Origin of the sequence: Campylobacter concisus (assembly GCF_002092855.1) — a bacterium.
Lineage (GTDB): Bacteria > Campylobacterota > Campylobacteria > Campylobacterales > Campylobacteraceae > Campylobacter_A > Campylobacter_A concisus_AI.
Map to the genome: position 1 here is coordinate 38,152 of NZ_LVLC01000030.1, position 15,015 is coordinate 53,166.

Sequence of the window (15,015 nt, forward strand, 5' to 3'; positions counted from 1 at the left end):
AGGTTATTATCGAGCTACTAAACGAGGAACGTCGAGCCTTAGAAAAACAATAAGGCTCACTCCTCTATTTTCTACACACAAGCCGAAAAATCAACTCAAAAATACTCTAATATGCACCTTAAAAGGATATATAGTGCTATTAGATGAATTTCTTTACAAAATCGGATTTGATGTTGATAGTGGCAAGATAAAGCAGATAGAGCAAGGGTTAAAAAATATCTCTAATATTGCTAAACAAACAGCCCAGCCTATTAGCGACTTAAAACAAGAGCTAAGTAATATAAGAAGCAAATTTATGCTAATAGGTTCAGCAGCAACGGCTGCTAGTGGGCTAATAGCTAATTACTTAACCGTGCCTTTGCAAAATATAGAGGAACTAGCAAAGAAAAAAGATAGACTATTTAATATCACACAAGCCGAAATAAATCAAGCAAAAGAGTATCAAGATCAACTACAAAAAACAAAAACGGCGATGCAGTCAATAGTAGCCCAAACAGCGATAAAATTAATCCCAGTCGTCAATCAAAGCCTAAAAGGTTTTAACAACTTTCTAATAGCAAATAAGGCTTTAGTGGTCGAGGGTTTAACTAATGTCTTTAAGTGGATATTGAAGCTAGGGCAAGTATTTACAAACACGTTTAGATTTTTAAATAAAGTAATAAGTAGCACGATAGGCTGGAAAGCGGCGTTATTAATTCTTGTAGGTGTTTTGGCGGTCGTTAAACGTGTAATGCTAGCGGCGTTTTTAACCAACCCTATCGGCTGGGTAATTTTGCTAATAGGTGGTCTTATTTTACTAATTGACGATCTAATGACCTATTTAGACGGCGGTGAAAGTTTATTCGGCGACTACTGGAAGCCGTTTATCGAGTGGGGCAAAAAAGCTATTGTATGGTTTAATTCGGTTAAACCGACGATAGAACAAGTGCTTAATAATATTTTGACTATTTTTAGGGGGATATTTAATGCAATAGTAGGGTATTTTAAAATTTTCATAGGTATTTTTACTGCCGATTTTGATTTGATAGAACAAGGCTGGGACGAGCTTTGGAGTGGGATAAAAACGGCGTTTAATGCTTGGATAGAAAACATAAAAATCGCCTTTAAAATCTTTATTGAAGCGGTTAAGAACCTTTTTGCTGTCGTTTGGGCGTATATTAGCGCCGGGTTTGAAAATTTAGGCAAAGTTATCATGAAGCCTTTTGAGCTTGCATTTAAATGGATAAAAGATCAATACAACAAATATATAGCTCCGATCGTTGATACGGTTAAAAACTTTGATATAGGTCAGACTGCCAAAGATATGTGGGAAGGAACAAAAAATTTATTTGGCTTTGGTAACGATACGCCAAAAGCAGCGCTGGCTACACAATACGCAGATAATAATAGATCGGTGCAGTATAACGGCGGAACAGCTACAACAACTATTAATATAAATACAAATAACCCACAAATGGCCAACCAAATAATAAACAATAGGCAAAAAAGCGATCTAGCATTTACCCAAGCTAATTTAAGAGGTGGCTACTAATGATTGAAGTAACAAGCCGTAAGATAGGCACGTTTAGACTAGACGCAACCGAGCAAGAAAACAATAAAAGCACGCTACGCACTACTAAAAATCCTATTGAAAGCGGTGCAAATATAGCAGATCATGCCGTGCTAGAGCCAAAAGAAATAACAATCAAGGGCAAAATTGTAGCCTATGAGCCGCCAACGCTAACTAGGGGTGACGAGATTATGCAAGTAGTCCGTTTTAACCTGCCATATATAAAAACCGCTCATCGCTTCACTCAAAAGGCATACAAACTCTACAACAATGTAAAGCATATAAAAAACGAGGTAATGCGATACGCTAGGATTTTTGGCGTTGATAAGAAAATACGCGAAATAGCACCATTTTTAACTGACGGAAAAGAAAATAAGGACAATAGCACCGCCAAAAATAGACTACAAAGCCTATATGAAAAGCTTTTAGAAGTGCAAAAGAGTGGCGAGTTTTTGATCGTGACAACTGGGTTAAAAACATATAGGAATATGTTAATTACAAGCATTGAAGTAACTACTGAAAGCGACCTATACGCTGATGTTACACTCACGCTCGAGGAGATTTTTATCGTTGAAACAAAAACGGCTAAAGGGCTAAACGTAGGTAAAAGAGGTGTAAATTTAGGCAAGACCGAGCCAAAACTAAAAAAATCAAGCCTTTTAAAGGATATATTTTGATTTACGAAATACCAACAACAAACGAGCTAAAACAAACACAAAATTTTAATATATTCGGCATGGAGCTAGAGCTAACCCTTAAATATAACGAGGTTGGCGCAGTTTGGCAATTTGATTTAACCGATCTAAACACAAATAAAATTTTGGCTTTTAACAAGGGCTTAGCGGTTAATGCACCAAGCCTTATTAATAAGAACCTACCTTTTATTTTAATGTTAGTTGATACCACGAAAAGCGGCGTTAATTGCGTAGATTTTAGCGAGTTAGGCGAACGCTTGAAGCTTTACGCCATTAGCAAAAAAGAGTTTAACGAGGCGATGAGCGAAATAGCAAAGGATAGGGTGTGAGGCAATACGGCAGGCGGTATCGCTTAGAGATAGGCAATAATAAACAAAGCATAGTAATAGACAATCTCGCCATAAGCTTTAACATTGAAAAGACGATAAGCGAAGAGCCGAACACTAGCAAAATCGAAATTTACAACCTAAATGCCAATAACCGTAACCAAATAGCCAATAATATTTTTAACCAAGTGAAATTATTTGCAGGCTATGACGAGCCAAGATTAATTTTTGCAGGACAAATAACGCAAGCTTATACCAGTCGTAACGATTTAGATTTTATAACACATATTGAGTGTGGCGACGGACAAAATGACTACTCAAAATCTAGGTTATACACAACGCTAAAAGCTGGCGTAAAGGATAGCGACGTAGTAAATATGTGCGTTAAAGCAATGTCGAGCTCAAAGCAAGGCGTAGTAGATTTGCCAAAAGATAAAGCCTTGCCAAGATGCAAAGTATTAAGCGGCGATATAAAGGATTATTTAAAGCACGTAGCCAAAAATAACGACGCTAACTGGCATATATTAGACGGCAATTTAAATATTTTACCAAAGAATAAAATTATCAATGATAGCGAGGGCTTTGTTTTAAGCGAAAAAACTGGCTTAATTAATAGCCCAGAAAAGACAGACGACGGACTAAGGGTTACGTGCTTATTAAACCCTAAACTAAATATCGGCTCACTCGTGCGAATACAATCAATTTTAAGCGAATATGACGGCGACTATAAAATAACTCAGTTAACGCATAGCGGCGATTTTCTAAACGATACTTGGCAAACGGAATTAATCGCCATAAATGGCAAATTTCACAAAGTAGAGAAAAAATGAACGATCCAAATTTAACACAAATTTTTGATAGCGGATTATTAAGCTTTGAGGCAGGAGTACATACGGCGCTACCTGCTAAAGTGCTTAAATTTAACGCAAGCGATAATACGGTGCAAGTAGAGCTAATGATAAACGAGCTAAAACGTGACGGCGTAAGCGTACCATTACCGCCAATAGATGATGTGCCAGCGCAATTTTTTAGGGGTGGCGATTTTGTAATTACTACGCCGATAAGAAAGGGCGATCATGGGCTTTGCGTATTTGCTGAGCGTTGCATTGATGGCTGGTTTGCTAGTGCTAGCAAGGGCGAGCCGTTAGATTTTAGGCTACACGACTACTCGGATGGCTTCTTTTTAACTGGCTTTAGCCCTCGCCCCTTAGCGGTTAAAGATGTGGATTTAGACGGCGTTTGCATGCGAACACTAAGCAAAAGCACTTACCTAAAACTAACCGAGGGGAAAATCATAATCAAGGGGAATATAGAACAGACGGGCGACTACAAGCAAGTAGGAAATAAAAACCTAGTTGGCAATTTTTCACAAGTCGAGGGCGATAGCGTAAGTAGTGGCACAATTACCGCCAAAGATATGATAGGTAGTGGCGTAAGTTTAAAACACCATACACATGGCGGCGATAGCGGCGGCACAACTACACAACCAAACTAAGGGGTAATAAGTGAAAGTAAGGGCGATAGATAGCGAGGGCGACTGGTTACTAGGGCATAAAGCGGATAGTGCTGCAATAGCCCAAAATGTGAAAACGCAAATTTTAAGCCTTTACAATGACTGGTTTTTGGATTTTGAAAACGGCGTTAGGTGGTTTAATTACTTATCAAAAAATCCTAATACAGACAAAATGCGAGATGAAATAAAAAGGCAAATCTTAAGCGTTGAGGGTGTTAGCAGTTTGGAAATTTTAAATATAAGCACAAACGAACGTAAGGCAACTATTGAAGTGCAATATAGGGATATTTACGACGAAAGCCAAAGGTTATATATAAATGCGAGTGAGTGAGAATAGAATAATAATCGATGAATTAGAGACCATAAAAGAGCGTTTAGAAAATGGCTTTAAGGCGATTTATGGCGAAAATTTAGAGCTAGGATCATCAACGCCAGACGGACAAATGATCGGGCTATTTAGCGAAGCGTTAAGCGAAGTTAATCAAGTGCTTACTTTTATCACTCAAATGTTAGACCCTTATTTAGCAACAGGCGAGTGGCTAGACCAACGCGTGGCTTATGCAGGGCTTTTAAGAAAAACAGCGGATTATAGCAGGGCTAGTGGCGTAATGATACACGGAGTTGGTGGAACCATTATCAAAAAAGGCACGATTTTAAAAGACAAAAATAGCAATTTGTGGGTAACGGATTATGAAGTAACACTAGGTACAGAGGGGTCAAAAGCCGTTAGTATAACCAGCCAAGAAACGGGGGCGTTTAGGATAAACGAGCAAGACGAGCTAGAAATGCAAGAGATAATCCTAGGCATTGATAGAATAGTGGCTACTCAAAACTCAACACTAGGAGCAGACGAGGAAAGCGACGGCGATTTATTGCTTAGATTTATGCAAAGCCATAGCATAAACAACAACGACGAGCGCCAAGGGCTAGAAAGCTACCTACTCAACCTAAAAGGCGTAAAACAATGTAAGGTTTTGGAAAATTACACTAACCAAACAGACGCCAACGGGTTAGAACCACATAGCCTAAATGCTATTGTTTTAGGTGGCGACGATACGGCAATAGGCGAGGCGATTTTAAGAAAAAAAATAGGTGGATGCGGCGTGCAAGGGCAAACAAAACTAGAAATTGAGTTTTTGGGTGCTAAGCGTGAGGTTAAATTTGACCGCCCAACACAGATAAACCCTAGAATATTTTTGCGTATAAAACGCACCGAGGGCGCAACGGATATAAATACCGATAAAATAAAAGAGTTACTATCTAACCACGTTTTTAACATAGGCGAGGACGTTTATATTAGCCGCCTATATAGCATAATAAACGACGTTAAGGGCTTTGAGGTTACGCAGTTCACGATAAATGGCGGACAAAGCCTACCAGTAGCTGTGCGTGAGATATGCGTGATCAATAAAAATGATATTGATTTGGCGGTAGTGTAATGGTCGAGCTAATTTGGCAATATCGCAAAAAACCAAGGGCTAAAGCGACCGCAAAGCTTCTAAATGATGAAGTGTATAAAGCCTTTGACGACGCCATAAAAGTAGCCGAGATTTTAAATATTGATACAGCGAGCGGTTACGCTTTAGATTTAGTTGGTCGCCATGTAGGCGTGAGTAGAGAGCAACAAAATCTAATATTAAAAGATTTTTTCGCCTTTACTCAAACCGAGAAAAAACAAGGTTTTAATAAGGGTGAGTTTTACCGCCTAGGTAATTCTTTAAAGGGTAGTTTTTATCTCAACGATAGCGATTATAGATTTTTAATAAAAGCAAAAATTATCAAGAACTACCAAACTGGGACACTAGAGAATAGCTACAAGTCGCTAGAGTTTTTATTAGGGGCTGGCAACTTCATATTTGACAATTACGATATGACCTTAAATTTGGTCTTAAAAAATGCCAAGACAACACAATTTTTAATAAACCTAATTTTTAAAAACGATATTTTAGCTCGCCCAATAGGTGTAGGGCTAAACGTGATACTAATCGCTGACAAAAAATGCTTTGGCTTCAAGCAAAATAAAGCCAACTTAGCCTTTGGCGTTGGCAAGTTTGCAAAAATATATAAGGAGAAGTAATGATTTACGAAAAACCAAAAAATGAGATTTTCGCCAGTGATGCAAAAGACGGCGAAATAGTAGAGTTCCCAAACGTAAAAAGAGGCTGGGGTGTAACCGAAAATTTAGGTTTTATCCCACCTATGGAGTATTTTAATGCCGCTTTTAATCGCGTGGATAAGTCGCTAGCCTATCAATTACAGCGAGGCGTTGGCGAGTGGGATAAAGATATGGAATATCCGATCGGAGCAGTTGTGAGCCTAAATGGAATTATCTATATCGTAAAAAGCCAAAACACAAACAAAAACCCAGCCAACGAGGCGACAACTTGGGATATTGTGGCAACACAAAAATGGTGTAACGATATATTTGTAAAAAAATCAGAATTAAAGGATGGCGTACCAGTCGGAAGCTATCTTTTATATAGCTCAAACACAAATACTCCAGATGGATTTTTACGTTGTGATGGATCAGCCCTTGATAAGACTACATACGCGGCACTCTTTACAGTGCTCGGCTATACATACGGGCGAAGTGGCGATAAATTCTTACTGCCAAACTTTTGCGACGGAAAATTCATGCGTAGTACCGGCGGCAACGCAGCCGCTCTTGGTGTAGCACAACAAGACGAATTTAAAGCTCACTCGCATGCCATCGGTCAGCAGCCAGGTGTAGGGCAATCAAATAATGGTGGAACGGGTGGCTTTGTTGGGCAAAATAGCTATATAAAATCAGGTATCACTGGTGGCAATGAAACTCGCCCCTACAATATGGCGGTAGTCGTGTTAATAAAATACTAGGAGCAACTTATGAAAATTTATATCTATGACACCAAAAATAACGAATATTTATACGAGGCAGAAGCACAGATAGATCCACTAGCAAGTAGCAAGGGCGAAACAATCTATCTAATGCCACCAAACGCAACGCAGATCGCACCAACTGAGCCAAAAACTGGCTTTGTAAATGTTTTCACCAATAGTAAGTGGGAGCAAGTAAAAGACGAGCGCGGCGAAACCTACTACGACAATGACAACAATGCCATAACAATAACTAAGTTAGGACAAGAAATAGGGTTAAGCAAAGAGCCAAAGATAGATGAAAAGACTAAACAGCTAGCCGAACTTGAAGCCGAGATCGCCGAGTGCGAAAATTATATACGCCACGCCCTAATTATCGGTAATAACGCCGTGCTTGAAAACTTAAGGGCAGAGTATAAAGAGTTAATAATTCAAAGAGAGGGGCTAAAGTGAGTTACATAATAATCTGCGTATTGTCGCTAATTGTAGGCGTTTTACTCTGCCCTATCGTGATCTTTTTACGTGCTAGAAAATGCGAGGGCTGGGACAATAGCAACATGACAAACATTTTAAGAGTGTTTAGCCACTTGGCGACACATCCAGACGACTTTGCCAAAATGCAGTACCCAGACGGGCAAAAGCCATTTTGGTATCTAAGTGGTGATGAATTTACGGATATTGTAAAAACTAGACCAAATGAAAAGGATAAAAAATGAGAGTAAGGGTAAAAAGATGTGAAGTGTGTGCGAGCAAGCTTAAAGATGGGAATTGCACTTGGAGCGAGTGTCCTAAGTGCCCAGAATACAAACAGAGCGAAACAAAAGAGAATGAGAAGCCAAAAGACAAAAAGGATGAGTAATGCTTAAATTTAAAGAGCTTTTGCAAATCCTAGCCATTATGGCCGTTGAGCTACCGCTCGAGATACTTGGCTATTTAATAGTACCTATCGCTTTGGCATTTTGTGATAAAAATAGTGAGCATTTGCCAAAGATATTTAGGTGGTTTGAAGATGCAAACGACACTTATAACGGAGTAAATTCAGCCATAAATGGTGATAGTGGCTGGAGAAAGGAACATTTTAAAGAGCCAAAAAATAGGACGTATTTTGCACGTCTATTATGGCTTTGTCGTAACCGAATAGGCTATTTCTCAAGCAGAATAAACGGCGTAAAAGTGAGCGAGATAGAGCCATCAAGCATAATCACTCAAGGCAACCCAAGAGCAACAAGTAATGGTGGGGCGATAAGTGCTTTTTGTAAAGTTACTTGCAAACTTAAAGATGGTCGCACTCGTTTCGGACTTTATAAAGTAGTCCGATACAAAGGCTTTTTAAGTGGCTTTTATTGTCGTATCTACGTCGGCTGGAAACTGCTCGACGTGGCAGAGATGAACGAATACAACAAGGCTACATTTATGCAGCCAGACGACAAGGCATTTTTAAAAAGTGTTTGGTGTGTAAATCCGTTTAAAAGGGTGCGAGGGAGTAATAATGCTAAGCCCTAGTTTATATCTTAGTGGCTTTTTGCTGCTTATCACGCTCTTTCTTGGTTACAGGTATCAAAGCTTAGATAACGAGCTAAGTGTCACAAAGGAGAGGCTAAAGTCTAGTGATGAGATGAATCAAAATCTAAAAGATGAGATAAACGAGCAAGATAGGCTCATCTCTCTTAAGCTTGATGTTATAGAAAAAGCCAGCAAGCAAAGACAAGTAATAGAAATAAAAGCAAATAAAGTTAAAGAAAGGGTGCTAAATGAAGATAAAAAGGATATGTCTAACGCTCTTAATCTTAGCGTATCTTATGTGCTTGATGGGCTGCGTAAGCAAGGAAGCAGTAAATAAGTATGACAAGATACCTAATCACTTACTTGAAGCTCCTATCATCGCAGATAGAAATGTAACAAATCAAAGTGATGCTGGAGTGCTTTTAATAGATGTTTATAGTGGTTATGAGAAGTGCGTAAAAAACTTAGAGGCTATAAAAGAATACGAAAGAAAAAGGGATGGACAAAAATAATATAAGGATGTGTAAATGGAAGCGATCATAAAAAGTACTAAGAAATTTTGGCTAAATAAGATGGTTGTAGTAGAAATAATATTATCCGTCCTAATAATGTATATTTTTACATATAAATTTTAAAAAAGGGTGGATAATGGATGATCTTATAAACAAAGTAGGTATTTATTTTTGGGTTGTAGTTGTCGGCTTTTTAGGTGGAGCGCTAGGGTCTATAAACAATAAAGAACAAGCCATAAATAGAGGGCGTAAAGTAGTAAATTTTATTGTTGGCACTATTAGCTCAGGCTTTATCTGCTGGATATTCTTTGAAATAACATCATTTTTTACAAATAATAATGATCGCTTTAGTCTTGCGGTCGGCGGCTTTTTCGCCTGGCGCGGCACATCGTGGATATGTGCGGTCGTGGATAAAGTGATAGATAAAAAATTAAATAGCTTTGATGTCGGTAGTGATGACTTTTCGCCTAAACCGCCAAGAGATTTAAATTTTTAAAGGATAAAAAAATGAAAAACTTTACTAATGCATTTTATACATTAATGAGCTTAGAGTTTAACAGCCCTAAAAACGCCCTACACAAAAACCCAAACGAAAAAGGCTTAACTTTTATGGGTATTTATGAAGCCGCTCACCCAAACTGGCAAGGCTGGGGGCAAGTTAGAGAAGCTATCAACGCATACGGCGATCTTGAAAAGGCTAGCGTCGCCCTATATAACGATGATAACCTAGTTGAGCTTGTAGGTAAATTTTACAAGGCTAACTACTGGGACGCTATGAGACTTGACGAGATAAACAGCTACCAAAAGCAGGCGGAAATGTTTATATTTGGCGTAAATGCTGGGTGCAGAAACGCCATTAAAGCGGCTCAAAAGGTTGTAGGCGTTACAATGGACGGCATTTTAGGGGCTAATACTCTAGCCGCGATAAATGCGTATAATGAAGTGAGCTTTGATAAAGACTACGACCGAGCAGAAATAGCATATTATCGAGCTATTATGTCAGCTAATCCGACTTTGGCTAGATATGAAAGAGGCTGGATTAATAGAGCCGAAAAAGTATAGAAAATATCTTTTTTGCTGTCCTTTTGGCTGACTAATATTTTTAAAATAGCGTTTATTACGTAACAAGAGTTGATTTTTCGAATCTCTCTCTACCCGCCATAAAACTATCTATAACTTAAAGTCTACTGACCTTTATTTTTATTGCTTAAAACATTGGCACTAAGCAAAAGACTGCTTTTTTAAAACTTACTAAAATCTTGCCAATTATCTTTTACTTTTGTCATAGTTAGGCATATAACTAGCATCAAATTTGCTCCATTCTAGAAGAAATTTTAACTATAAAATTCTATTTGCCTTATCGACAGCTACGAACGCCCAGTGCATAAATTCTTGCCTTGGTTTGTATTTGCCGCTGTTAAAATACTCCGCTAGCCGCGCCTCCTCCGTTTCGCTTAGCTCGCCGCCAAGCCCCCAGCGCGTCTTTTGTATGAGCTCCTGCGCGCTCGCGGGTATAGGGCTTAGACTTAGCGGCGATGATGGCAAGATAAGGGGCAAATTTAAACTAAATGAGCCAAAGCTAAACGTTACTAAGCTTACAGAGCTTCCATTTATCGAGGCGGTTTTGGATGAGAATTTTAAAGAGCTCGCAAAAGATGAGATGATAAATTTAGATGGGGCTTTAAAGCCTATATTTTGGCATCACAAGGCAACATTACTCGTGCAAAAAGACAAAAATGGCAAGTTTAGAAATTTAAACATAAAAGAGCTTCGGGAATTTTGACGATACAGAATTTCAATGAGAAAAATGAGTTTAAATACGGCAAATTTAACTACGAAAAAGCTCATCAAATAGCCCAGAACTGCACTAAATTTAAGCTAGATAGCGACGAAGAGGAGACGAGCTGTGGGGACGAGAAAAGCTGCTACGACTGCGCGTTTAGGCGTTGGAGTAAAGATAGCTTCATCTGCATGGCACAAGTTAGCAAAGACTGAGCTAGCCCTACGCAACCATTTTTTTTATCTTTAAGTTTTCCACCGCGTTTGTACTTTAGTTCGCCACAAAATCTCTTACCGAATTTTGCCTCGATGATGAGAACTAGCACGAAAAATATCTTTTCATCATTCATTCGTGCGATCTGACGTAGAGTTTGGCTAGCGTCATTAAATTTGACCCCATTTTTACGTAAAGTTTCGCAAAAAACAGCCTCGTCAAAGCCCAACATTTGCGAAATTTCAGTTATGCTATATGGCTCGAGTGAGGCGATAATGCGGTCCATATTGCAAATACTTGGATTTTTACTGCGTGTTAGCACATCCATTGTTTCATTCATTAGCTTTACTAGCTTTTTTCTACGATTTATAACGTGAAGTGTTGCAGCAAGCAATATTAAAAAACCTGCGATTTTATGGGCATTTAATAAATACTCATTATATTCACCAAGTGCAAAATTTACACTAGAGAATGCGAGCATACAAAGACCTAAAATAAGAACTAAAACAAGACAGAATTTATAAATAACCTCTACTTTAAACATGACACTCATCCTAAAATATATTTTTCTAATTATACACTTTAGGAGTTAAAATTTATCACCAGCTTATTTAGCTGGTGATTTAATTAGATTAAAAATTGTAGTTAAAGCTTAGATTAAATGTGCGTGGATCGCCATAAACCATCATGTTTTTGCCGATGCCCTCGTAGTATTTTTTATTAAAGAGATTGTCGATATTTAGCTGTACATCAAAATTCTTAGCAAATTTATATCCAAACATCAAATTTGCCAAGGTGTAGCCTTTTTGTGTGATTTCATCTGTGCCTTTGCCAGTATAAATTTTGCTCTTATACATAGCTCCAGCCCCTACTCTAAAGTCCCTAAATTCGTACTTTGCAAATAAATTTGCCGTGCTTCTTGATGAGTCGGTGGCGTATTTCTCACCTTTAGCATCTTTTGCATTAAAGTGCGTTGCGCCAAAGCTTAGGCTTAAATTTTTAGTGATCTCGCCGTTTAGATCTAGCTCGACACCCTTGCTTGTCACACCCTTGCCAGATTCATATATGTCGGCATTTGTCGCTGGATTTTTCCTGCCAGTATTTATGCCAAGCTTATCTTGCACGATCTTAAAGACACCAAGACTTGCTTGAAGTGCCCCGTCAAAATACTCGCCTTTAATGCCCGCTTCATAGTCCTTGCCTCGGATCGGATCAAGATACTTGTCGTTTGCGTCCTTTACGCTTTGAGGTTTAAATATGCTCGTGTAGCTAGCATATAGAGTGTGGTTTGCTCCGATGTCGTAAGTGACACCAAGATATGGTGTGATCTCATTTGTGAAATTTCTATTGTCTTTGCCACCCTCGATCTCGTATTTGTAGTAGCTCACTCTGGCACCTAATAGAAATTTAAGCTCATCGGTGATTGATAGTTTATTTGCCGCGTAAAATGCCTTTTGTATCGTTTTGTCTTTATTGTTTTGATCCACGTAAGGGAGTTTTGGATCATCAAGGTGTAAGTTTTTAAAGTCTATCTACTTCTAGCCGTATAAGCAAGCCCTGCTGGTGTAGTCCTTTGCGACCAGTAGCTACTTACCTTATCGCTACTTTTTTTATAGCTGTTATACATCGCACCAAAGACAAACTCATGAGATAAATTTGCTATCTCGTAAGGGATATTTGCGTATGCATCGACATTGTGGATATTCTCCTCTCTTTTGTTTGCATAGGCGCTAAGACCACCTATATTGCCGGTGCCATCTAAATTTACCGCTCCGCCGTAGTAGAGTAAATTTGAGTCAGTGTTTGCCCTTCTAAATGAGTAGCTTAAATTTAAGCTCGCTTCATTTTCAAAGTAGTGTTTAAAATCAGTGTAGAAATCAAGCGTTTTTATGTCCCATCTAGTCCAAGGCTGAGAGAAAATTTCATTTTTACTAAAATTTGTCCTAGAGCCATCTGAGTAAAATGCTGGCATACCGCCCCATCTAACCCCGTGGCGTCTTAGCTCTTGATAAAACGCACCAAGGCTAAGCCACGAGTTATCGCCTATATCGCTATCGACTACGCCATAAATCGCGCTATTTTTGCGGTTATAATAATCCATATAAGAGTGCGACTTCTCATGCATAAAAGATAGCCTTGCTCTAACGCTTCCGCTCTCATTTACAGGCGTTTGCACATCGCCATTTACACCGTATCTATCGTATGAGCCAGCACTTACGCCAAAATTTCCTTTAAGTTCTTTTGCGTCTGCTCTTTTTCTTATGAAATTTAAGCTTGCAGCCGGATTGTCAGCGCCAGCAAGTAGGCCGTTTGCTCCTTTTACTACCTCGACTCTTTCATAAGGCAGAAAGCTCATATCATTTGCACCAAGGCTAAAGCCGCCAAAGCTAGGCATCGAATCAAGCAAGTAATAATCTATCTTAAAGCCACGAGCCGTCGGATATACACGCTCGTCCCATTTATTTAGCGTGACGCCAGGGATATTTCTAAGAAGCACTTGATAGTCCTTGATGCCTTGATCTTTTAGCCTAGCTTCTGTTAGCACAGTTAGCGACTGGGGCGTTTGACGAGATGTTAAATTTAGCCTTGTTGTGCTCTTTACAAGCTCTTTTGCAAAGTAGTTTGCATCGTCTCTTCGCTCGCTTTCTACGACATCGATTGCCTCTAAAATTTTATCGCTTTGGCTAGCAAAAATTTGAGGTTGCATCAAATTTAATGCAACCAAACTAATTAAAATTTTTTTCATTTTTTCTCCTTTTAAAATTTCTTTTAATCCACAAATAAAGTCCTGAGATACTTAAAATAAGCGGTGAAATGCCGACTAAAAACCAGATAAATTTTGTGAATTGGTTGTAGTTGCCAAAGTGCGATTTTCTAAATGCTGAGAGAATTTTTTCACTTAGATTTGCATTTTTTATATCCAAAATACTTACTAATTCGCCGTTATTTTTATCGTAAGTTAATATGCTTGAATATTCGTTATGCAAGAAATTTTGATCTTTTACGTAGCCAAAAAGGCGTATATTTGTTCCTTACATAAAAGGCAGTGAGATGAAGTGTGGCTCAAAGCCAACAAGATCATTTTTTGAGCGGGCCACTAGCTCGTCAAGAGATAGGCTTTTGTTATAAATTTTTGCATCTATAACGAAGTCATTTTTAAACTCTGGCATGCGTGCCATCTGAAATTCCCACCAAACACCGCTTACGCAAATGAGCAGTAAAATAGGCGTAGAAAAAATTCCTATCATTTTATGAATGTCGCTCATAAAAACATTTAGCCTATTTACACGAAGCCTAAGTAGTGTCAGCCAAAATTTTCTATAAATCACAAAACCACTTATGCAGATAAAAAACGTGAAAATAGCGGTTAAAGTAAGGATAATATGACCGCTCTTTTCTAAAAATAGCGACTCATGAAGCTTTGTTAAAACTCCAAAAAATCCCTCATCATGTGCGAGTGGCTCGCTCTTTATCTTACCGCTAAAAGCGTCAAAATAGATAAATTTCCACTCTTTTTGACTATCATTGTGCTCGATTAACCAAATTTTGTCGCATCTTTTAGGATTTGCATCGATGTTGATGCCGACCATCTCGTAGCCGTCAATCTCGCTTGCGATGATCTCTCTTTGCTCATCAAAGCTGATCCTTTTGCTTAAATTTTCTTTGTTTAAATTTACATTTACGACATTTGGGGCAAGAAGGCTGTTTATCTCATTTTTATAAACCAAAATAGCACCGCTAAAACAAACTACTGCAAGTGGAATGAAAAATAATATAGATAAATAAGTGTGCAATTTATAAAAAAATTTTTGATTTAGAAATTTCACTTTGTTTTGAAGTCTTTTAATAGTAGGTTTTGATAATGGCTCGCAATCTTACACAAAATTTACTTTGATAATATTTAAAACTATTATCAATTATGATTTCAAAAAAGAAAAATTTTTATAGAATGTAAATTGAAAAAAATAAATAGATTTGATTTTCAAAAGAATAAACAACTCCTCTTTGTGTATACGAAAAGCCAGAAAAGGGGGAAGCAAAGACTTATCAGTTACAAAAAGGAGGGTC

22 protein-coding genes and 1 pseudogene are annotated in these 15,015 nt (G+C 38.2%); 19 read left to right on the forward strand and 4 right to left on the reverse strand.

Annotated elements, in window-relative coordinates; all coding sequences use genetic code 11:
- Window positions 1-133 precede the first annotated feature (133 nt).
- The 19 genes from A3223_RS09650 (at window position 134) to A3223_RS07925 (ending at window position 10,949) form a co-directional block, all read left to right on the forward strand.
- Entirely contained in the window at window positions 134-1,531 is a 1,398-nt protein-coding gene (locus A3223_RS09650) for a hypothetical protein (RefSeq protein WP_180378718.1), read from the forward strand.
- Window positions 1,531-2,226 (forward strand): phage baseplate protein, encoded by a 696-nt coding sequence (locus tag A3223_RS07840; RefSeq protein WP_084109850.1) that lies wholly within the window; start codon window positions 1,531-1,533, stop codon window positions 2,224-2,226. Before A3223_RS09650 ends, A3223_RS07840 begins: the two co-directional genes overlap by 1 nt.
- Window positions 2,223-2,573: a phage baseplate plug family protein gene (locus A3223_RS07845; RefSeq protein WP_084109851.1), complete on the forward strand. Its 351-nt coding sequence runs from the start codon at window positions 2,223-2,225 to the stop codon at window positions 2,571-2,573. Before A3223_RS07840 ends, A3223_RS07845 begins: the two co-directional genes overlap by 4 nt.
- The gene (locus A3223_RS07850) at window positions 2,570-3,400 is read left to right on the forward strand and encodes a phage protein (protein WP_084109852.1); all 831 of its coding nucleotides are present in this window, start codon (window positions 2,570-2,572) and stop codon (window positions 3,398-3,400) included. Before A3223_RS07845 ends, A3223_RS07850 begins: the two co-directional genes overlap by 4 nt.
- Complete coding sequence (locus tag A3223_RS07855; RefSeq protein WP_084109853.1) at window positions 3,397-4,065, forward strand: Gp138 family membrane-puncturing spike protein; 669 nt, start codon at window positions 3,397-3,399, stop codon at window positions 4,063-4,065. The genes A3223_RS07850 and A3223_RS07855 overlap by 4 nt, the downstream gene beginning before the upstream one ends.
- 10 nt (window positions 4,066-4,075) lie before the next feature.
- Window positions 4,076-4,414, forward strand: a complete 339-nt coding sequence (locus tag A3223_RS07860) for a hypothetical protein (RefSeq protein WP_084109854.1) — start codon at window positions 4,076-4,078, stop codon at window positions 4,412-4,414.
- Window positions 4,407-5,522: a baseplate J/gp47 family protein gene (locus A3223_RS07865; protein ID WP_180378719.1), complete on the forward strand. Its 1,116-nt coding sequence runs from the start codon at window positions 4,407-4,409 to the stop codon at window positions 5,520-5,522. Before A3223_RS07860 ends, A3223_RS07865 begins: the two co-directional genes overlap by 8 nt.
- The gene (locus A3223_RS07870; protein WP_084109856.1) at window positions 5,522-6,160 is read left to right on the forward strand and encodes a DUF2612 domain-containing protein; all 639 of its coding nucleotides are present in this window, start codon (window positions 5,522-5,524) and stop codon (window positions 6,158-6,160) included. Before A3223_RS07865 ends, A3223_RS07870 begins: the two co-directional genes overlap by 1 nt.
- A complete protein-coding gene (locus tag A3223_RS07875; RefSeq protein ID WP_084109857.1) occupies window positions 6,160-6,939 on the forward strand; it encodes a phage tail protein in 780 nt (259 codons plus the stop codon). Before A3223_RS07870 ends, A3223_RS07875 begins: the two co-directional genes overlap by 1 nt.
- Window positions 6,940-6,948: 9 nt before the next feature.
- Window positions 6,949-7,392 (forward strand): hypothetical protein, encoded by a 444-nt coding sequence (locus A3223_RS07880; protein ID WP_084109858.1) that lies wholly within the window; start codon window positions 6,949-6,951, stop codon window positions 7,390-7,392.
- On the forward strand, window positions 7,389-7,655 hold the full coding sequence (locus A3223_RS07885; protein WP_141081806.1) for a hypothetical protein: 267 nt from the start codon (window positions 7,389-7,391) through the stop codon (window positions 7,653-7,655). The genes A3223_RS07880 and A3223_RS07885 overlap by 4 nt, the downstream gene beginning before the upstream one ends.
- Window positions 7,652-7,798 carry a hypothetical protein gene (locus A3223_RS09655; RefSeq protein WP_180378720.1) on the forward strand — a complete coding sequence of 49 codons (147 nt, stop codon included), beginning with the start codon at window positions 7,652-7,654 and terminating at the stop codon, window positions 7,796-7,798. The genes A3223_RS07885 and A3223_RS09655 overlap by 4 nt, the downstream gene beginning before the upstream one ends.
- Entirely contained in the window at window positions 7,798-8,442 is a 645-nt protein-coding gene (locus A3223_RS07890; RefSeq protein WP_084109860.1) for a DUF7338 family protein, read from the forward strand. The genes A3223_RS09655 and A3223_RS07890 overlap by 1 nt, the downstream gene beginning before the upstream one ends.
- Complete coding sequence (locus tag A3223_RS07895; protein ID WP_084109861.1) at window positions 8,429-8,779, forward strand: hypothetical protein; 351 nt, start codon at window positions 8,429-8,431, stop codon at window positions 8,777-8,779. Before A3223_RS07890 ends, A3223_RS07895 begins: the two co-directional genes overlap by 14 nt.
- Complete coding sequence (locus A3223_RS07900) at window positions 8,748-8,954, forward strand: hypothetical protein (RefSeq protein ID WP_141081807.1); 207 nt, start codon at window positions 8,748-8,750, stop codon at window positions 8,952-8,954. The genes A3223_RS07895 and A3223_RS07900 overlap by 32 nt, the downstream gene beginning before the upstream one ends.
- 136 nt (window positions 8,955-9,090) lie before the next feature.
- Window positions 9,091-9,450 carry a phage holin family protein gene (locus tag A3223_RS07905; protein ID WP_084109863.1) on the forward strand — a complete coding sequence of 120 codons (360 nt, stop codon included), beginning with the start codon at window positions 9,091-9,093 and terminating at the stop codon, window positions 9,448-9,450.
- Window positions 9,451-9,461: 11 nt separating this feature from the next.
- Complete coding sequence (locus A3223_RS07910) at window positions 9,462-10,016, forward strand: putative peptidoglycan-binding domain-containing protein (RefSeq protein ID WP_084109864.1); 555 nt, start codon at window positions 9,462-9,464, stop codon at window positions 10,014-10,016.
- Window positions 10,017-10,266: 250 nt separating this feature from the next.
- Entirely contained in the window at window positions 10,267-10,737 is a 471-nt protein-coding gene (locus A3223_RS09660) for a hypothetical protein (RefSeq protein ID WP_180378721.1), read from the forward strand.
- Complete coding sequence (locus tag A3223_RS07925) at window positions 10,734-10,949, forward strand: molybdopterin biosynthesis protein MoeB (protein WP_084109866.1); 216 nt, start codon at window positions 10,734-10,736, stop codon at window positions 10,947-10,949. The genes A3223_RS09660 and A3223_RS07925 overlap by 4 nt, the downstream gene beginning before the upstream one ends.
- Here the strand turns inward: A3223_RS07925 and A3223_RS07930 are convergent.
- The 4 genes and pseudogenes from A3223_RS07930 to A3223_RS07940 form a co-directional block, all read right to left on the reverse strand.
- Window positions 10,880-11,491 carry a chemotaxis protein gene (locus tag A3223_RS07930; protein WP_257639277.1) on the reverse strand — a complete coding sequence of 204 codons (612 nt, stop codon included), beginning with the start codon at window positions 11,489-11,491 and terminating at the stop codon, window positions 10,880-10,882. The two genes, A3223_RS07925 and A3223_RS07930, sit on opposite strands and share 70 nt — an antisense overlap.
- 88 nt (window positions 11,492-11,579) lie before the next feature.
- Window positions 11,580-13,693: pseudogene (locus tag A3223_RS07935) on the reverse strand (TonB-dependent siderophore receptor).
- Window positions 13,674-13,934 (reverse strand): PepSY-associated TM helix domain-containing protein, encoded by a 261-nt coding sequence (locus tag A3223_RS09870; RefSeq protein WP_307781517.1) that lies wholly within the window; start codon window positions 13,932-13,934, stop codon window positions 13,674-13,676. Before A3223_RS09870 ends, A3223_RS07935 begins: the two are co-directional and overlap by 20 nt.
- A gap of 45 nt (window positions 13,935-13,979) precedes the next feature.
- Window positions 13,980-14,774, reverse strand: a complete 795-nt coding sequence (locus A3223_RS07940; protein ID WP_257639278.1) for a PepSY-associated TM helix domain-containing protein — start codon at window positions 14,772-14,774, stop codon at window positions 13,980-13,982.
- Between the last annotated feature and the right edge of the window lie 241 nt (window positions 14,775-15,015).

Bases quoted from the DNA above. Each gene is read 5' to 3' on its own strand.
- A3223_RS07840 (WP_084109850.1), top strand. From the start codon at position 1,531: ATGATTGAAGTAACAAGCCGTAAGATAGGCACGTTTAGACTAGACGCA.
- A3223_RS07855 (WP_084109853.1), top strand. From the start codon at position 3,397: ATGAACGATCCAAATTTAACACAAATTTTTGATAGCGGATTATTAAGC.
- A3223_RS07870 (WP_084109856.1), top strand. From the start codon at position 5,522: ATGGTCGAGCTAATTTGGCAATATCGCAAAAAACCAAGGGCTAAAGCG.
- A3223_RS07875 (WP_084109857.1), top strand. From the start codon at position 6,160: ATGATTTACGAAAAACCAAAAAATGAGATTTTCGCCAGTGATGCAAAA.
- A3223_RS07880 (WP_084109858.1), top strand. From the start codon at position 6,949: ATGAAAATTTATATCTATGACACCAAAAATAACGAATATTTATACGAG.
- A3223_RS09655 (WP_180378720.1), top strand. From the start codon at position 7,652: ATGAGAGTAAGGGTAAAAAGATGTGAAGTGTGTGCGAGCAAGCTTAAA.
- A3223_RS07890 (WP_084109860.1), top strand. From the start codon at position 7,798: ATGCTTAAATTTAAAGAGCTTTTGCAAATCCTAGCCATTATGGCCGTT.
- A3223_RS07895 (WP_084109861.1), top strand. From the start codon at position 8,429: ATGCTAAGCCCTAGTTTATATCTTAGTGGCTTTTTGCTGCTTATCACG.
- A3223_RS07900 (WP_141081807.1), top strand. From the start codon at position 8,748: ATGGGCTGCGTAAGCAAGGAAGCAGTAAATAAGTATGACAAGATACCT.
- A3223_RS07905 (WP_084109863.1), top strand. From the start codon at position 9,091: ATGGATGATCTTATAAACAAAGTAGGTATTTATTTTTGGGTTGTAGTT.
- A3223_RS07910 (WP_084109864.1), top strand. From the start codon at position 9,462: ATGAAAAACTTTACTAATGCATTTTATACATTAATGAGCTTAGAGTTT.
- A3223_RS07930 (WP_257639277.1), bottom strand. From the start codon at position 11,491: ATGTTTAAAGTAGAGGTTATTTATAAATTCTGTCTTGTTTTAGTTCTT.